The sequence below is a fragment of the Pseudomonas sp. Root569 genome, from assembly GCF_001427465.1.
GTDB classification, from domain to species: Bacteria; Pseudomonadota; Gammaproteobacteria; order Pseudomonadales; family Pseudomonadaceae; genus Aquipseudomonas; species Aquipseudomonas synxantha.
This window is the reverse complement of the sequence record NZ_LMGQ01000009.1, coordinates 147897-164545: the sequence shown is the minus strand read 5'-3', so window position 1 is coordinate 164545 and position 16649 is coordinate 147897. Positions and strand designations below refer to the sequence as shown.

Below are 16649 nucleotides of genomic sequence, written 5' to 3'. Positions count from 1 at the left end.
CTTGCTCCGCCTTCTGTAGGAGCGAGCTTGCTCGCTCCTACAGAAGGCGGAGCAAGCCCCCTCCCACATTTTGACCGCGTACGACTCAAGTCAATGTTGCGTCTGTGACGCTGCCGTATACTGCTCGCTTGTCTTGCTGGAAGAGTCCCATGAACAACATCGACCCCGCCCTGTTTGAAGAATGGATGATGACCGGCCTGGTCACCATCCTCATTATTTTCATGGGCTTCATCGTCTGGGACCTGGCAAAGAAATCCAAGGCAGGGCGCTTTGGTTCGTTCATCCTGTTCTTCGTGCTGGGCCTGGGCGTGGCCGCGTTCATCATCAAGAGCGTGGTGATCGGCCTGATCGAGTCCGGCGCTCTATAAACGCGCCGGTACTGCCTTCCATTGGCCCTGATCCAGGCCATCGATAGACCAATCACCAATGCGCACGCGCACCAGTCTTAACGTCGGCAGGCCCACCGCCGCGGTCATGCGCCGGACCTGGCGGTTACGCCCTTCGCGAATGACCAGCTCCAGCCAATGGGTCGGCACACTTTTGCGAAAGCGTACCGGCGGGTTGCGCGGCCATAACGCGGGTTCATCCAGTAGCCGCGCCTCGGCAGGCAAGGTCATGCCGTCATTGAGTTCCACGCCATCGCGCAGGCGTTGCAGCTGTTCTTGCGTCGGCTCGCCTTCCACCTGCACCCAATAGGTTTTCGCCAGCTTGTGCTTGGGGTCGGCAATACGTGCCTGCAACTGACCGTCATTGGTCAGCAACAGCAGGCCTTCGCTGTCACGGTCCAGGCGCCCCGCCGGGTAAATGCCGGGAATGTCGATAAAGTCCTTGAGGGTCGCACGCCCACTTTCGTCGCTGAACTGGGTCAGCACGTCGAACGGTTTATTGAACAGGATCAGCTTCGGCTCGGACGGTGGCGCCTTGGCGACACGACGGGCAGCGGCATGTGGAGGTTTCACGCCAGGGCGGCGTGAATCAGGTCGGGTAGGACGGGGCATGGCAAAAGGAAAATCCAGCGGTCAGGACCGACAATGCTAGTGGCCTGACCGCCAAATGACCATCCCAACCGCTTAGCGGAACGGCGGCTCGTCGAAGCTGCGCAATTTACGCGAGTGCAACGAGTTCAGTTCGGTGCGCAACAGATCGACCGCCTCGATGCCGATTTTCAGGTGCTGGCTGACCGCACGTTCATAAAACGCGTTGGCCGAACCCGGCAGCTTGATCTCGCTGTGCAGGGGTTTGTCCGATACGCATAACAAGGTGCCATAGGGCACGCGCAGACGGTAACCCTGGGCAGCGATGGTGCCACTTTCCATGTCCACGGCCACGGCACGGGACAGGTTGATCAACGGACGTTCCTGGGCCCAGCGCAGTTCCCAGTTGCGATCGTCGTAGGTCAGCACGGTGCCGGTGCGCAGGCGTTTTTTCAGTTCTTCACCTTTTTCGCCAGTAACATTCGCCGCGGCTTGCTGAAGGGCCAACTGCACCTCGGCCAGGGCCGGGATCGGGATGTTCGGCGGCACCACACGATCAAGAATGCCGTCACGACGCATATAGGCGTGAGCCAGTACGTAGTCACCGATGGTCTGGGATTGGCGCAGGCCGCCGCAGTGGCCGATCATCAGCCAGCAATGCGGGCGCAGCACCGCCAGGTGGTCGGTGATGTTCTTGGCGTTGGATGGGCCGACGCCGATATTCACCAGCGTCACGCCGTGGCCATCGCTGGCTTGCAGATGGTAGGCCGGCATCTGGTAGCGGTGCCAGACCACGCCTGCGGCAATCGCCGAGGCCTCGCCGTGGTCCATGCTCTTGTCGATCACCACGTTGCCCGGCAACACCATGCGGATAAACCGTGGGTCGCTGCGCAGTTGCTCCAGGCCGTGCAGGATGAACTGGTCAACGTAGCGATGGTAGTTGGTCAGCAGGATCCACGGCTGTACATGGCGCCAGTCGCTGCCGGTGTAGTGCACCAGACGACGCAGGGAAAAATCCACGCGGGCCGCATCGAACAGCGCCAAGGGCAGCGGGTCGGTGTTTTCCCAGTCGTAGAGACCGTCGGCGATGCCATCGGTGGCGGCGGACAGGTCGGTACTGGGGAAGACCCGGGCCAGGGTCGCGGCAGTTACGCCGGAACCGGCCAGTTCGTCGCCCTGCTCGACCACGTAGGGGTAAGGGATGTTCTGCTGGCTGACGCCCACTTCCACCGTCACGGTGAAATCGTGCATCAGCGGCACCAATTGTTCGAGCAAGTACTTACGGAACGCGGCCGGGTGGGTCACGGTGACGCTGTAGGTGCCGGGTAACTGGACCTTGGCATATGCCCGGGTAGTCTGTGGGACTTCGCCATGGCAGTGGTAGGTCAGGCGTAGTTCCGGGTAGCGAAACAGCGCGCGTTGTGCGGCGTCGGGCTCGATGCGATCCTTGAGGTATTGCTTGAGGGCTTGATTGAGCGCACTGGTAGCACGCTCATGCAGGGCCGCCAGCCGGTCCACGGCCTCTTCGGCGGTTTTAACGACAACAAAAGCTTCGGTCACGGTAAGCATCCTGTGTTCTGGACTTGCAGACCTTTATCTTGCCTGTATCCAGGCTTCACCGAAACACCAGGATTGGAATGCATTTTAAAATGTGAAGGTGACAAGCCCTAATACCATGTAGGAGCGAGCTTGCTCGCGAGAAACCCATAGGCGCCGCGTTTATTCAGAAAGTACGCGTTATCGTTGACGTTTTTCGCGAGCAAGCTCGCTCCTACAGTTGACCGTGTTTATTCAGGGGGATGGCGGGGTTGAGCGCGCGACTATGGCGTCTACATCCACCCCTCGCGGCAAGGTACCGTACACACGCCCCGACGATTCGCCCAACCGGCTGGCGATAAACCCATCGCTGACCGCCGCATTCCCGGCCTCCAACAACAACTTGGCCTGCAACGCCACGGCGATATCCTCAGTCAGCTGCCGTGCGCGGTACTGAATGTCCTGGGTGTCCATAAAAGCCGACTTCAGTTGCTCGATATGCCGCGTCAACAGCTGGTCGCCATGCCCATCGCCCAGTTCGACAAACAGCGCCTCCAGCACGCCCGGCTCTTTCGACAATGCGCGCAACACGTCCAGGCACTGCACGTTACCTGAGCCTTCCCACGTTGAATTCACTGGTGCCTCACGGTACAGGCGCGGCAGGATGCTGTCCTCCACATACCCGGCACCGCCCATGCATTCGGCGGCTTCGTTGATCATCGCGGGCGCACGCTTGCAGATCCAATACTTGCCCACCGCCGTGACCAGCCGGGCGAACTTGGCTTCCTGCTCATTATCAAGATGATCCAGCGCGCGGCCCATGCGAAGGCTCAAGGCCAGGGCCGCTTCGCTTTCCAGGGCCAGGTCGGCCAAGACGTTTTGCATCAGTGGTTGTTCGCCGAGTACGCGGCCACCGACTAAACGGTGGGCACAGTGATGGCTGGCCTGGGTCAGCGCCTGGCGCATCAAGGCGCTGGAGCCGACCATGCAATCGAAGCGGGTCATGGCGACCATTTCGATGATGGTCGGTACGCCTCGGCCTTCTTCGCCGACCATCCAGGCCAGGGCGCCGCGAAACTCCACTTCGCTGGAGGCATTGGAGCAGTTGCCGAGTTTGTTCTTCAAACGCTGGATATAGAACTCGTTGCGCGTGTCATCCGGGCGGTGCCGGGGCAGCAGGAAACAGGTCAGGCCCTTGTCGGTCTGGGCCAGGGTCAGGAAGGCATCGCACATCGGCGCCGAGCAGAACCACTTGTGGCCCACCAGTTCGTAGGCCTGGCCGGGGCCGCCCGCGCCCACGGGGTAAGCGCGAGTGGTGTTGGCGCGCACGTCGGTGCCGCCCTGCTTCTCGGTCATGGCCATGCCGATGGTGGCGCCGGCCTTGTGGGCGATACCGACATTGCGCGGGTCGTATTGGGTATTGAGGATCTTCGGCAACCAGAGGTCCGCCAGCTCCGGTTGCAAACGCAGGGCCGGGACGCAGGCGAAGGTCATGGTCAACGGACAACCGGTACCGGCTTCGGCCTGGCTGTGCAGGTAGGTCATCGCCGCACGCGCCACATGGGCGCCGGATTGCGGATCAGCCCAGGGCAACGACGGTAGGCCATGCTCGACGGCGGTGCGCATCAGCTCGTGATAGGCCGGGTGAAATTCCACCAGGTCGATGCGATGACCATAACGGTCATGACTGCTGAACACCGGTTTGTTCTGGTTCGCCAGGAACCCGGCTTCCATCAACGGCCCACCGGCCAGTGCACCGTAGGCATCGATACGCGATTGCGCCCAGCCAGCGCCAAAGCGGCGCGACCATTCTTGCAGGGGCAGATCGATGCGGTAAAGGTTGGTGCCGTCCAGGGACGGTGGCTGGTTGATGACGTCGTGGGTTTCAGCAAACTGATGCAGGTTCATGACGGGCCTCTTGGAGATAAGGCCACATCGATTTCAGGCTGTCTGTAGGAGCAAGCTTGCTCGCGCCTACACAAGGCACCGTTCGATTGAGGCCGGTTATTTCAGTTAAGCACCGACCTCACGCTCAAAAAAGTGGCATACCCGCCGAATGTTCGGCGCTTTCGCCCTCTGTCGTGCACAGCACATGGCGCTCCAGCACGGCCTGCAAGGCGTCGAAACGCAGGGGTTTGGCCAGGCGATCAGTCATGCCGATACCGTGGCAACGCTCACGTTCCGGCCCATCGGGCGAGGTAGTCAGGGCGATCACCGGCAACTCACCGCAGCCGGGCAAAGCACGAATCTGACAGCACAACGAGAAACCACCTTCAGGTACGTCCAGCAGTACTGCATCAAAACGCTCACCTTGCAGTTCTGCCAGTGCGGCCGGGCCGTTATCCACGGTTTTGACCTGGTAGCCCAGTTTGAGCAGCATGCCACGCACCGCCAACTGGCCCACGCTGTTGTCGTCCACCAGCAGCACCTTGCATTCATGGGGCAAACGTTGGGCGTGGGGCCCCGGCGCGCGCTGCTTGGGTTGCGCAGGCGCAAGGCCGACGTCCACTTCCAACTGGAAGCGGCTGCCTTTGCGCGGCTCCGAATGATGGGTCAAACGCCCGCCCTGCAGTTCAATCAACTGCCGGCAAATCGCCAAGCCAATGCCCAGGCCCCCGTATTCGCGGGTCGTCGAGCCGTCGAGTTGGAAGAAGCGCTGATACAGCGTGGCCTCGTCGAGAAAGGCAAAACCGATACCGGTGTCGCTCACGATAAAGCTCAGGTGCAATCCGCCATCCGCTTGAGGCACACCGACCACACGCAAGCGCACAACGCCGATGTGGGTAAATTTGAACGCATTGTCCAACAGGCAATCCAGGCATTGGAGCAGCTTGCCCGCATCGCCGATGACCCGGTCCGGCAGTTCATCCGCGACGTCGATGGAAAACTCCAGGCCCTTGGCTTGGGCACTGGCGGTGAACTGCTGGCGCGCAGTATCAAGCGCCCCACGCAGGCTGAACACTTGGGGCTGTGCCACCAGGCGGCCGGCCTGCAATTCGGTCAGGGTGAGGATGCCGTTGACCATGCGCATCATGTCCCGCGCCGAGCCGGCGGCGGTTTGTTGGTACTGCGCCAGGTCATCGGTCAGGGGGACGGTCTGCATCAGCTCCAGAGAACCGATCACACCGTTCATCGGCGTGCGCAGTTCGTGGGTCAGGGTGGCGAGGAATTCATCTTTGAGGCGATTACTGCGGGCCAGTTGCTGGTTGAGCGCCTCCAGCTTCTGGCTGGCGTCGAGGAGGATTTGCGCCTGCTGCTCACGCATGCCGTTGATGCGGTCGGCCAGGGCCAGGGACAGCAGCGCCACTTCAATAGCCGAGCCGATCTGGCTGGCATACATGGTCAGGAACACGTTAGGCAGGTAACCCAGCACCATCAGGGTGTTGACCACCCCGCCAAGCAGGAACGCCGACCAGGCGATGATGAAGTAGCGCGCCATACGCTGCCCGCAGTACCAGGCCTTGATGGCGGCGACAAAAATGGTCACGGTAAATACCAGCGCCAGGCCCGTGGCCAGGCGCAGGGCCACGGCGTAGCTGGTCAGCAGCGCCAGCGCCATCACCAACCCACCACAGGCCGCCAGCGCCAGCAGCATCCGGTTGATCCAGCGACTGTGCTGCGCGGTATGCAGGAAGCTGCGGGCGAACAGGCTGCCGAACAACGCCGCCGAACCGATCAGGAACGGCACCGCCGCGTTCGCCCACCACGGGTTGTTGGGCCAGAAGTACTGCACCGCGACGCCGTTGACCGAGAGCTGGTACAAACCGAACGATGCGATATAGAGGATGTAATAAAGGTAGCTGGTGTCGCGCACGCTCAGATAGATGAACAGGTTGTAGATCAACATGCCCAGTAACACACCATAGATCGCCCCAAGCACATACAAGCGCAGCGGCTGTTCTTCCAGGTATGCCGTACCCGCCCATAACGTCAACGGCGCCTGGATCGAGCCCTGGCTTTGCAGGCGCAAGTAGAGGGTCTGTTGCTGGTCGGGCAGGAAGTTGAGCTTGAACAAGTAGTTGCTCTGGCTCACCTCACGGCTGGAAAACGGCAAGGCGCTGCCGGTGCGGGCGGTCAGCCGGTAGTAACCGGCGCTGTCGCTCTGGTAGAGGTCCAGGCGATTGAGCGGCGGGTAGGCCAGCTCCAGAAACCAGGCGCGTGGTGCACGGGGATCCTTGGCAGTGTAATGCAGGTTGAGCTTGAGCCAGAACACCGAGCGCGAATAGCCGGCGTTGAGGGTGGCTTTGTCATGGGTCTTGAACTGTGCGGCGTAGGCGGGGGAGCTGACATCGGCGATGGTGAGGGTATCGGTGGGATCTTCGAGCACTTGCATGACCTGGCCAAGCGGCAGGCTTCGCGTGTCCGGGTTGAACTCGACGGCGCCGGCAAGCATCGGCAGCCCGCACAAGATAAAGATCAGCAAATAGCGCATAAAGCCCCAGCGTGGCCTGTCCGGCTGTGTCAAAAGCCCCCCATTCCTTTTGAGAAGACGTACACCGGCGATACAGTAAGTTGTTTGGATGCACTTTAGCATAGCCATTAAAGGCCATTGGACAGCATTGAAATATTTTTTTGAAAGGCTCTGGATCGAGGCTTTCAGCATTTAAACCGCAGGTTCGAGCCGCAGAAAAACGTCGTAACTGCGGGCAGACTTCAACCATCGCCAGACGGCCACGCCAAAAGCGTTTGGTGGTAAGCTCGCGCACCATGAATATCTACAGCTCTCGCCCCGTTGTCCTCTGTCTCTCCGGCCACGACCCCAGTGGTGGCGCCGGCCTGCAGGCAGATATCGAAGCCCTGCTCGCCCAGGGCTGCCACGCCGCTGCGGCCGTCACCGCCCTGACCGTGCAGAATACGGTCAATGTCAGTGACTTCCGCGTGCTTGACCGCGAGTGGGTCATGGCCCAGGCCAATGCCGTGCTCAGTGACTCCGAAGTGGCGGCAGTCAAGCTGGGCATGCTCGGCTCCACCGCGATGGTCGATACCGTGGTCGAACTGCTGCAGGCGCACCCGCATCTGCCGGTGGTCTGCGACCCGGTGCTGCGCGCCGGCGGCGGCGGTAGCCTGGGCAAGGACGAAGTCGGCTACGCGATGCGCGAACGGCTGTTGCCACTGTCGTTGATCGCCACGCCCAACCTGCCGGAAGCCCGCATCCTCGCCGAGTTGCCCGACGGCAGCGCGGACGAGTGCGCCGAGAAGCTGTTGCCGTACATCAAGCACCTGCTGATCACTGGTGGCCATGGCGACGAGCATGAAGTGCACAACCGCCTGTACAGCCGCGACGGCACGCGCCGCACCTTTACCTGCCAGCGCTTGCCAGGCAGCTATCACGGTTCGGGCTGCACCTTGGCCAGTGCATTGGCCGGGCGCATCGCACAGGGCGAAGGCTTGGCCAGCGCCGTGCAATCGGCCCTCAACTATACCTGGCGCACCCTGCGTGACGCCGAGCAACTCGGCCAGGGCCAGTACGTGCCGCGTCGGTTGCCGCTGGATTTCTGCTCGTAACTTATCGCTTGTCACAGCAAGGGGCTTGCCCGATGAAACTACGTGGCCTTTACGCCATTACCGACAGCCAGCTCTTGGCCGGCAAGTTCCTCGCCTACGTCGAGGCAGCACTGGAAGGTGGCGTGACCTTGTTGCAGTACCGTGACAAAAGAGGCGACGACGCGCGGCGCCTGCGTGAAGCGGAAAAACTGCACGAACTGTGTTCACGCTATAAAACCCAATTGATCATCAACGACGACGCCGAGCTGGCTGCACGCCTGGGCGTTGGCGTGCACTTGGGCCAGACCGACGGCCCATTGACCCCGGCCCGTGCACTGCTGGGCTCCAAGGCGATCATCGGCGCCACTTGCCACGGCCAGATCGAACTGGCCGAACAGGCCGCCAAGGAAGGCGCCAGTTATGTCGCCTTCGGTCGCTTCTTCAATTCCACGACCAAACCCGGCGCGCCTGCCGCCACCGTTGAAATGCTGGCCCAGGCCCGCAGGCGCTTGCAGCTGCCGATCTGCGTGATCGGCGGCGTCACCCTGGACAACGCCGAACCGCTGGTGGCCCACGGTGCCGACCTGCTGGCGGTGGTGCACGGCCTGTTCGGTGCCGACAGCACCCAGGACGTCACGCGCCGCGCCCGCGCCTTCAACGACCTTCTTAAATATTCAGCTTAGAGAGCCCGATCATGTCCCGTTCCGAAACCCTGTTTGCCAATGCCCAGAAGCACATCCCCGGCGGTGTGAACTCCCCCGTGCGTGCGTTCAAGAGCGTGGGCGGCACGCCGTTGTTCTTCAAACATGCCGAAGGCGCCTATGTCACCGACGAAGATGACAAGCGCTATGTCGACTACGTCGGCTCCTGGGGCCCGATGATCCTCGGCCACAGCCACCCGGACGTACTGGACGCAGTGCGCCAGCAGCTGCAACACGGCTTGTCCTACGGCGCACCGACCGCCATGGAAACCGAGATGGCCGACCTGGTCTGCTCGATCGTGCCGTCGATGGAAATGGTGCGCATGGTCAGCTCCGGCACCGAGGCCACCATGAGCGCCATCCGCCTGGCCCGTGGTTTCACCGGCCGCGACAACATCATCAAGTTCGAAGGCTGCTACCACGGCCATTCCGACAGCCTGCTGGTGAAAGCCGGCTCCGGCGCGCTGACCCAGGGCGTGCCGAACTCTGCCGGTGTGCCGGCAGCCTTTGCCAAGCACACCCTGACCCTGCCGTTCAACGACATCGCCGCCGTCGAGCAGATGCTCAGCGAAGTCGGCCAGGACGTGGCGTGCATTATCGTCGAGCCGGTTGCCGGCAATATGAACTGCGTACCGCCGGCCCCGGGTTTCCTTGAGGGTCTGCGCGAGCAGTGCGACAAACACGGCGTGGTACTGATCTTCGACGAAGTGATGACCGGTTTCCGTGTCGCCCTCGGCGGCGCCCAGGCGCACTACGGCGTTACGCCGGACCTGAGCACCTTCGGCAAGATCATCGGCGGCGGCATGCCGGTGGGCTGCTTCGGCGGCAAGCGCGAAATCATGCAGCACATCGCCCCTCTGGGCCCGGTGTACCAGGCCGGCACCTTGTCGGGTAACCCGCTGGCAATGGCCGCCGGCCTGACCACCCTGCGCCTGATCAGCCGCCCGGGCTTCCACGCCGAGCTGACCGACTACACCACCCGCCTGCTCGACGGCCTGCAACAACGCGCCGATGCCGCCGGTATCCCGTTTGTCACCACCCAGGCTGGCGGCATGTTCGGCCTGTATTTCAGCGGCGCCGACGATATCGTCACCTTTGATGACGTAATGGGCAGCGATGCCGACCTGTTCAAGCGCTTCTTCCACCTGATGCTGGAAGGCGGCGTGTACCTAGCGCCGAGTGCCTTCGAAGCCGGGTTCACCTCGATCGCCCATGGCGAAGCCGAGCTGAAACTGACCCTCGATGCTGCCGAACGCGCCTTCGCCGCCCTGAAATAAGTAACGGCATTCTCTGACGTTGCCCCGGGCAGCGTCAGATTTGCTACTTTGCCTACAGATATTCCCTGCATTTTTCGAGAATTATCCTGCAAACCGGCAGATAACTTGCCCAAGCAGCAGAAAAACGAGTAAAGACTTTGTAAGCAGGGGCCTGCTTATTTCATAATGCGCGCTGATTGGACTCCCCCGAGAGTCCGCGTGCCCCGTCAGAGGTAAGTCGATTCCCATGAAACGCACCGGCCGCACCCTGGTTCTGGGCTGCCTGTTGCTCCTTCAGCCACTGCTGGCACATGCCCAGGCAGGCGGCAACTCGTTGTTAATCCCAGCGATGGGTCGTTGCACCCTCAATACCCAGCCAGACAGCCAGGCCGAAGCGCTGAGCGCGTGCCAGAAACAGGCCGATGACGGGGATGCGCAGGCGCAATACGAGTTGGGCGAGTACTACCACGACAGCAAGAACCCGGCCGTCGACCTCAACAAAGCGTTGAGCTACTTCGAGAAAGCCTCGTTGCAGGGTCATGCCCAGGCGCAGTTCCAACTGGGTAACATGTTCTTCCGCGGCGAAGGCGTGCCGGCCAATAACGTGCAGGCGTACATCGTGCTGAAAATGGCCGCGGTCAACGGCGCCGAAGACGCACTGGATACTGCCGACGAAGTCGCCGAGCACATGCAGCGCGATGAGCTGGAAGTGGCTACCCAGGTGCTGGGGCAGATTTTCCGCAATTACCTGCAGGAACTGCAGAGTGCCGATGGGCGCTCGCCCTTCTCACCCCTGCCCTGATTTCGGCTAGCCCCTTCTTCTATTGCCATCGGTCTAACGCCCTACTTCTCAGGCATCGGCATCGGAAACGGCATGACATTGCTAGTGCCCCGCGCCTCGCTGATCTTCGGCGTGCCCAGGCGCTCGACTTCATCGATGCGTACGATCGAATGCATCGGCACAAAACTGCGCACCACGCCTTCGAACTGGGCCTTGAGCTTTTCTTCGCCCGGGTCGACGACCAACTGGGTGCGCTCGCCAAAGACGAATTCTTCCACTTCCAGGAAGCCCCACAGATCACTTTGATAGATCTGCTTGGCGTACATTTCGAACACCTGGCCCTGGTTGAGGAAAATCACCTTGTAGATTGGAGCTTCACGTTTGGTCATGGTGGGCGCAGAACACATGGGGATATAAAAGAGGGCGCGAACTATAGCATGGCACCCGATGCGCAGCGCTAGGAACCGATGGGCATGCCCCCTATAATGCGCGGTTCTTTACCACCAGTTGACGATTCCCATGGCCAAGAAGCTTTATATCGAAACCCACGGTTGCCAGATGAACGAGTACGACAGCTCGCGCATGGTCGACCTGCTGGGCGAACACCAGGCCCTGGAAGTCACCGCCCGCGCCGAAGATGCCGACGTGATCCTGCTCAATACCTGCTCGATCCGCGAGCGGGCCCAGGACCGTGTGTACTCCCAGCTGGGCCGCTGGCGCGAATTGAAACTGGCCAACCCGGACATGGTGATCGCCGTCGGCGGGTGCGTGGCCAGCCAGGAAGGCGCTGCGATCCGTGATCGTGCGCCCTATGTCGACGTGGTCTTCGGCCCGCAAACCCTGCACCGCCTGCCTGACATGATCGACGCCGCACGCATCACCAAGCTGCCCCAGGTGGACGTGTCGTTCCCGGAGATCGAGAAATTCGACCACCTGCCCGAACCGCGCATCGACGGGCCGAGCGCCTACGTGTCGGTGATGGAAGGCTGCAGCAAGTACTGCACCTTCTGTGTGGTGCCCTACACCCGCGGTGAAGAAGTCAGCCGGCCGTTTGACGACGTACTATCGGAAATCATCCACCTGGCTGAAAACGGCGTGCGTGAAGTGACCCTGCTGGGCCAGAACGTCAACGGCTACCGTGGCCTGACCCACGACGGGCGCCTGGCCGACCTGGCGGAGCTGATCCGCGTGGTCGCCGCCGTCGACGGCATCGAGCGCATTCGCTACACCACCTCGCACCCGCTGGAGTTTTCCGACAGCCTGATCCAGGCCCACGCCGAAGTGCCGGAGTTGGTCAAGCACCTGCACTTGCCGGTGCAATCGGGCTCGGACCGCATCCTGTCGGCGATGAAGCGCAACCACACGGCGCTGGAATACAAATCCAAGCTGCGCAAGTTGCGCGCCGCTGTACCGGGCATTTGCATCAGTTCGGACTTTATCGTCGGCTTCCCGGGCGAAACCGAAAAAGATTTCCAACAGACCATGAAGTTGATCGAGGACGTCGGTTTCGACTTCTCCTACTCGTTTGTCTACAGCCAGCGCCCAGGCACGCCGGCTGCGGACTTGGCGGATGAAACCCCGGAAGCGCTGAAAAAAGAGCGTTTGAACGCGCTGCAACATCGCCTCAACCAACAGGGTTTCGAGATCAGCCGACAAATGGTCGGTTCGATCCAGCGCATCTTGGTTACGGATTACTCGAAAAAGGACCCGGGTGAATTGCAGGGCCGTACCGAGAACAACCGCATCGTCAACTTCCGTTGCGATGACCCCACCCTGATCGGCCAGTTTGCCAATGTGCACATCGATGCGGCGCAACCGCACTCGCTGCGCGGGTCTCTGGTGTAATAATTTGCAGATCAAAATGTGGGAGGGGCCTAATGCAACATTCCGATGACGTAAGTGCTTTCGTACCCGCGCCACTGGCGTTATTCTCTCTCTCACCTCATCAGCCAAAGGGCGGCTAAAAGCAACCTTGAACGCACCCATAGCAGAACCCCATCGTTTTCTCCTCGAGCCTTTTGAGGCTCGCCGTTTCGCCAACCTGTGCGGACAGTTCGACGAGCACCTGCGCCTGATCGAACAACGCCTGAGCATCGAGATCCGCAACCGCGGCAATCAGTTCGAACTCATTGGTGAACCCCAACACACCACGTCTGCAGAAAACCTGCTGCGTCGCCTCTACCGCGAGACCAAGGGCAGTGAGCTGTCGCCGGAAACGGTGCACCTGTACCTGCAGGAGTCCGCCGTGGAAGACCTGGCCAACAACCCGGTGGCCGAAGCCAGCGTGGCCCTGCGTACCAAAAAAGGCATGATTCGCCCACGCGGCTTGAATCAGCAGAAGTACGTCAAGGAAATCCTCGGCAACGACATCAACTTCGGCATCGGCCCAGCCGGTACCGGCAAGACCTACCTGGCCGTGGCCTGTGCGGTCGATGCCCTGGAGCGCGAGCAGGTGCGACGCATCCTGCTGGTGCGCCCGGCGGTCGAGGCCGGCGAAAAGCTTGGCTTCCTGCCCGGCGACCTGGCCCAGAAAATCGACCCTTACCTGCGCCCGCTCTACGACGCACTCTACGAGATGCTCGGCTTTGAATACGTCGCCAAGCTGATCGAGCGCCAGGTTATCGAGATCGCCCCGCTGGCCTACATGCGTGGGCGGACGCTGAACAACAGCTTCATCATCCTCGACGAAAGCCAGAACACCACGGTCGAGCAGATGAAAATGTTCCTCACCCGCATCGGTTTCGGTTCCACCGCCGTGATCACTGGTGACGTCACCCAGGTCGACCTGCCCAAGGGCACCAAGTCCGGGCTGGCGCAGGTGATCGAGGTGCTCAAGGACGTGCCGGGCATCAGCTTTACGCACTTCATGCCCAAGGACGTGGTGCGCCATCCTCTGGTGCAGCGCATTGTCGAAGCCTATGAGCGTTTCGACCACAAGGACGACGCACCGGCCAAGGACGTTCGCCGCGATGCTTGAGCTTGACCTGCAGCTGGCCACCGAAGCGCCCGCCCCCAGCGAAGCCCAGTTCCGCCAGTGGTGCGCCCTGGCCCTGCGACAGCGCAGCGCCGACTCGGAACTGACCATTCGCCTGGTGGACGAGCCCGAAGGCCGCGAGCTGAACCATACCTGGCGCCAGAAAGACTACGCGACCAACGTGCTGTCCTTTCCTGCCGACGTACCCGACGAGCTGCTGGATATCCCGTTGCTGGGCGACCTGGTGATCTGCGTCGAAGTGGTCGAGCGCGAGGCGAAGGAACAACGCAAGGAACTTGAGGCCCATTGGGCCCATCTAGTCATCCACGGCTGCTTGCATCTCTTGGGCTACGACCATATAGACGATGACGAAGCCGAGGAAATGGAAGCACTGGAACGAACGTTGCTTGCCGAACTGGGTCATCGCGACCCGTACGCAGACGACGAAAGCTGATCAACACTCAACTGTCATATCAAAGGATTTAGAGTAATCGCTATGAGCGAAGACCGATCGAGCAACGGGCAGAAGTCATGGCTGGGTAAACTGACCCAGGCTTTTGCCCACGAGCCGAAAAACCGCCAGGAGCTGCTGGAGTTGCTGCGCGAGGCCCACCAGAACAAGTTGCTGGACAGCGAAGCGCTGGCCATCGTCGAAGGCGCCATCCAGGTGGCTGACCTGCAAGTACGGGACATCATGGTCCCGCGTTCGCAGATGATCAGCATCAAGGCGACCCAGACCCCACGGGAATTCCTCCCGGCCGTGATCGACTCGGCGCACTCGCGCTACCCGGTGATCGGTGAAAGCCATGACGACGTCATGGGTGTGCTGTTAGCCAAGGACCTGCTGCCGCTGATCCTCAAGGAAAACGGCGACAGCTTCAACATCAAGGACCTGCTGCGTCCGGCCACATTCGTGCCTGAATCCAAGCGCCTGAATGTGCTGCTGCGTGAATTCCGCGCCAATCACAATCACATGGCCATTGTGATCGACGAATACGGCGGCGTGGCGGGCCTGGTGACCATCGAGGACGTACTGGAACAGATCGTCGGCGACATCGAAGACGAGCACGACGTCGAAGAAGACAGCTACATCAAGCCGCTGCCCAGCGGTGACTTCCTGGTCAAGGCGCTGACGCCGATCGAGAACTTCAACGAGTTTTTCGACAGCGAATTCTCCGACGACGAGTTCGACACGGTCGGCGGCCTGGTGATGAGTGCGTTCGGGCATCTGCCCAAGCGTAACGAAACCACCGAGATTGGCGCCTATCGCTTCCGCATTTTGAATGCCGATAGTCGTCGTATCCATCTGATCCGTTTGACACCTATTGCCCGCTAAGGAATGACATGCAGCGCCTGAACCGCCCCGGCTGGCCCGGTAACCTGCTGGCCGTGGTGGCCGGCGCCATCACTACCCTGGCGCTGGCGCCGTTCGATATCTGGCCGCTGGCGCTGGTAGCGGTCGGTTTGTTCTATATCGGCCTGCGCGAACTGACGCCCCGCCAGGCCCTGGGCCGTGGCTGGTGTTTCGGTTTCGGCCTGTTTGGTGCCGGCACCAGTTGGATCTACTACAGCATCCACCACTTCGGCGGCGCTTCGGTGCTGCTGGCGGGGTTCCTGATGCTGTTGTTCACCGCCGCCATTGCCTGGTTCTTCGCCCTGCCCGCCTGGCTATGGGCGCGCTGGCTGCGCCGCAATGAGGCGCCATTGGCGGATGCACTGACGTTCGCAGCACTGTGGGTCGGCCAGGAAGCGTTTCGAGGCTGGTTCCTCACCGGTTTCCCTTGGTTGTACTCCGGCTACAGTCAACTCGACGGCCCGTTGACCGGCCTGGCGCCGCTGGGCGGGATGTGGCTGATTTCCTTCGCCCTGGCACTGACTGCCGCGCTGCTGTGTAACCTGCCGCGCCTGTTGGCGAGCAAGCGCAATGCCTTCATCGGCGCGGGTCTGGTGTTGCTGGTAGCACCCTGGGCCATCGGCCTGGCCCTCAAGCATCACGCCTGGACCTCGCCTTCGGGCGCCCCGTTGAGCGTGGCCGCGATCCAGGGCAACGTCGAACAAAGCATGAAGTGGGACCCCGAGCAGCTCAATGCCCAACTGGCGCTGTACCGCGACATGAGCCTGAGCTCCAAGCGGGTCGACCTGCTGGTATGGCCGGAAACCGCAGTACCTGTACTCAAGGAGTCCGTCGAGGGCTACCTGGGCATGATGGGCAAGTTTGCCGCCGATCGGAATACCGCGTTGATCACCGGCGTGCCGATTCGCCAGGAAGTGCACCACCAGAAGCGCTACTACAATGGCATCACCGTAGTCGGTGAAGGCGACGGCACGTACCTGAAGCAAAAACTGGTGCCGTTTGGCGAGTACGTACCGCTGCAGGACATGCTGCGCGGGCTGATTGCCTTCTTCGACCTTCCTATGTCGGACTTTGCCCGCGGCCCATCGGACCAAGCCATGCTCCAGGCCAAGGGTTATCAGATAGCGCCGTTCATTTGCTATGAAGTGGTGTACCCGGAATTCGCTGCCGGCCTGTCGGCCCAGAGCGACCTGCTGCTGACCATCAGCAACGACACCTGGTTCGGGCGCTCTATCGGCCCGTTGCAGCACCTGCAAATGGCACAGATGCGTGCGCTGGAAGCGGGCCGCTGGATGATCCGCGCCACCAACAATGGCGTGACCGGGCTGATCAACCCGTTCGGGCAGATCACCGCACAGATCCCGCAATTCGAGCGTGGCATTCTTTACGGTGAAGTGGTGCCGATGCACAACCTCACGCCGTACCTGCAATGGCGTTCGTGGCCGTTGATTATTGTGTGCCTGGGGTTGTTTGGCTGGGCGCTGTTGGCTGGCCGGATGTCCAAAACCGTTTAACCGGACAAACACCAAACAAATGTGGGAGGGGGCTTGCTCCCGATAGCAGAGTGTCAGTATCAAATGTACTGACTG

15 protein-coding genes are annotated in these 16649 nt (G+C 61.3%); 10 read left to right on the top strand and 5 right to left on the bottom strand.

The window, feature by feature from the left end; genetic code table 11:
* Nucleotides 1-158: 158 nt before the first annotated feature.
* Nucleotides 159-368 (top strand): DUF2788 domain-containing protein, encoded by a 210-nt coding sequence (locus tag ASD70_RS10585; protein WP_025999909.1) that lies wholly within the window; start codon nucleotides 159-161, stop codon nucleotides 366-368.
* On the opposite strand, the gene ASD70_RS10580 is transcribed toward ASD70_RS10585, so the two are convergent.
* The 4 genes from ASD70_RS10580 to ASD70_RS10565 all read right to left on the bottom strand — a co-directional run bounded on the left by ASD70_RS10580 (nucleotide 363) and on the right by ASD70_RS10565 (nucleotide 6942).
* Nucleotides 363-998, bottom strand: a complete 636-nt coding sequence (locus ASD70_RS10580; RefSeq protein ID WP_046069667.1) for a pseudouridine synthase — start codon at nucleotides 996-998, stop codon at nucleotides 363-365. The genes ASD70_RS10585 and ASD70_RS10580 overlap by 6 nt on opposite strands.
* A gap of 72 nt (nucleotides 999-1070) precedes the next feature.
* Nucleotides 1071-2543, bottom strand: coding sequence for an AMP nucleosidase (amn, locus tag ASD70_RS10575; RefSeq protein WP_162252751.1), 1473 nt, complete (start codon nucleotides 2541-2543; stop codon nucleotides 1071-1073).
* Nucleotides 2544-2765: 222 nt separating this feature from the next.
* Nucleotides 2766-4418 (bottom strand): acyl-CoA dehydrogenase family protein, encoded by a 1653-nt coding sequence (locus tag ASD70_RS10570; protein ID WP_056846386.1) that lies wholly within the window; start codon nucleotides 4416-4418, stop codon nucleotides 2766-2768.
* Nucleotides 4419-4542: 124 nt separating this feature from the next.
* Nucleotides 4543-6942 carry a hybrid sensor histidine kinase/response regulator gene (locus ASD70_RS10565; RefSeq protein ID WP_056846387.1) on the bottom strand — a complete coding sequence of 800 codons (2400 nt, stop codon included), beginning with the start codon at nucleotides 6940-6942 and terminating at the stop codon, nucleotides 4543-4545.
* 275 nt (nucleotides 6943-7217) lie between these two features.
* Here ASD70_RS10565 and ASD70_RS10560 point away from each other — a divergent pair, with 275 nt between their 5' ends.
* From ASD70_RS10560 to ASD70_RS10545, 4 genes are all read left to right on the top strand, one after another.
* Nucleotides 7218-8015 (top strand): hydroxymethylpyrimidine/phosphomethylpyrimidine kinase, encoded by a 798-nt coding sequence (locus ASD70_RS10560; RefSeq protein ID WP_043047956.1) that lies wholly within the window; start codon nucleotides 7218-7220, stop codon nucleotides 8013-8015.
* Between the two features lie 32 nt (nucleotides 8016-8047).
* Complete coding sequence (gene thiE, locus ASD70_RS10555) at nucleotides 8048-8677, top strand: thiamine phosphate synthase (RefSeq protein ID WP_056846385.1); 630 nt, start codon at nucleotides 8048-8050, stop codon at nucleotides 8675-8677.
* An 11-nt stretch (nucleotides 8678-8688) separates the two neighbouring features.
* Nucleotides 8689-9972 (top strand): glutamate-1-semialdehyde 2,1-aminomutase, encoded by a 1284-nt coding sequence (gene hemL, locus ASD70_RS10550; RefSeq protein WP_005791703.1) that lies wholly within the window; start codon nucleotides 8689-8691, stop codon nucleotides 9970-9972.
* Nucleotides 9973-10198: 226 nt separating this feature from the next.
* Nucleotides 10199-10753: a tetratricopeptide repeat protein gene (locus ASD70_RS10545; protein ID WP_046069672.1), complete on the top strand. Its 555-nt coding sequence runs from the start codon at nucleotides 10199-10201 to the stop codon at nucleotides 10751-10753.
* Between the two features lie 41 nt (nucleotides 10754-10794).
* Here ASD70_RS10545 and ASD70_RS10540 read toward each other — a convergent pair whose 3' ends face one another.
* A complete protein-coding gene (locus ASD70_RS10540; protein ID WP_003194436.1) occupies nucleotides 10795-11121 on the bottom strand; it encodes a DUF1820 family protein in 327 nt (108 codons plus the stop codon).
* A 130-nt stretch (nucleotides 11122-11251) separates the two neighbouring features.
* On the opposite strand from ASD70_RS10540, the gene miaB reads away from it, so the two are divergent.
* The 5 genes from miaB (at nucleotide 11252) to lnt (ending at nucleotide 16574) form a co-directional block, all read left to right on the top strand.
* Nucleotides 11252-12577, top strand: a complete 1326-nt coding sequence (gene miaB, locus ASD70_RS10535) for a tRNA (N6-isopentenyl adenosine(37)-C2)-methylthiotransferase MiaB (RefSeq protein WP_056846384.1) — start codon at nucleotides 11252-11254, stop codon at nucleotides 12575-12577.
* Nucleotides 12578-12704: 127 nt separating this feature from the next.
* Nucleotides 12705-13709, top strand: a complete 1005-nt coding sequence (locus tag ASD70_RS10530; RefSeq protein WP_046069674.1) for a PhoH family protein — start codon at nucleotides 12705-12707, stop codon at nucleotides 13707-13709.
* Nucleotides 13702-14160 carry an rRNA maturation RNase YbeY gene (gene ybeY / locus ASD70_RS10525; protein ID WP_056846383.1) on the top strand — a complete coding sequence of 153 codons (459 nt, stop codon included), beginning with the start codon at nucleotides 13702-13704 and terminating at the stop codon, nucleotides 14158-14160. The genes ASD70_RS10530 and ybeY overlap by 8 nt, the downstream gene beginning before the upstream one ends.
* Nucleotides 14161-14202: 42 nt before the next feature.
* Nucleotides 14203-15042, top strand: coding sequence for an HlyC/CorC family transporter (locus tag ASD70_RS10520; protein WP_005791724.1), 840 nt, complete (start codon nucleotides 14203-14205; stop codon nucleotides 15040-15042).
* An 8-nt stretch (nucleotides 15043-15050) separates the two neighbouring features.
* A complete protein-coding gene (gene lnt / locus ASD70_RS10515; RefSeq protein WP_056846382.1) occupies nucleotides 15051-16574 on the top strand; it encodes an apolipoprotein N-acyltransferase in 1524 nt (507 codons plus the stop codon).
* The last annotated feature ends 75 nt before the right edge of the window (nucleotides 16575-16649 follow it).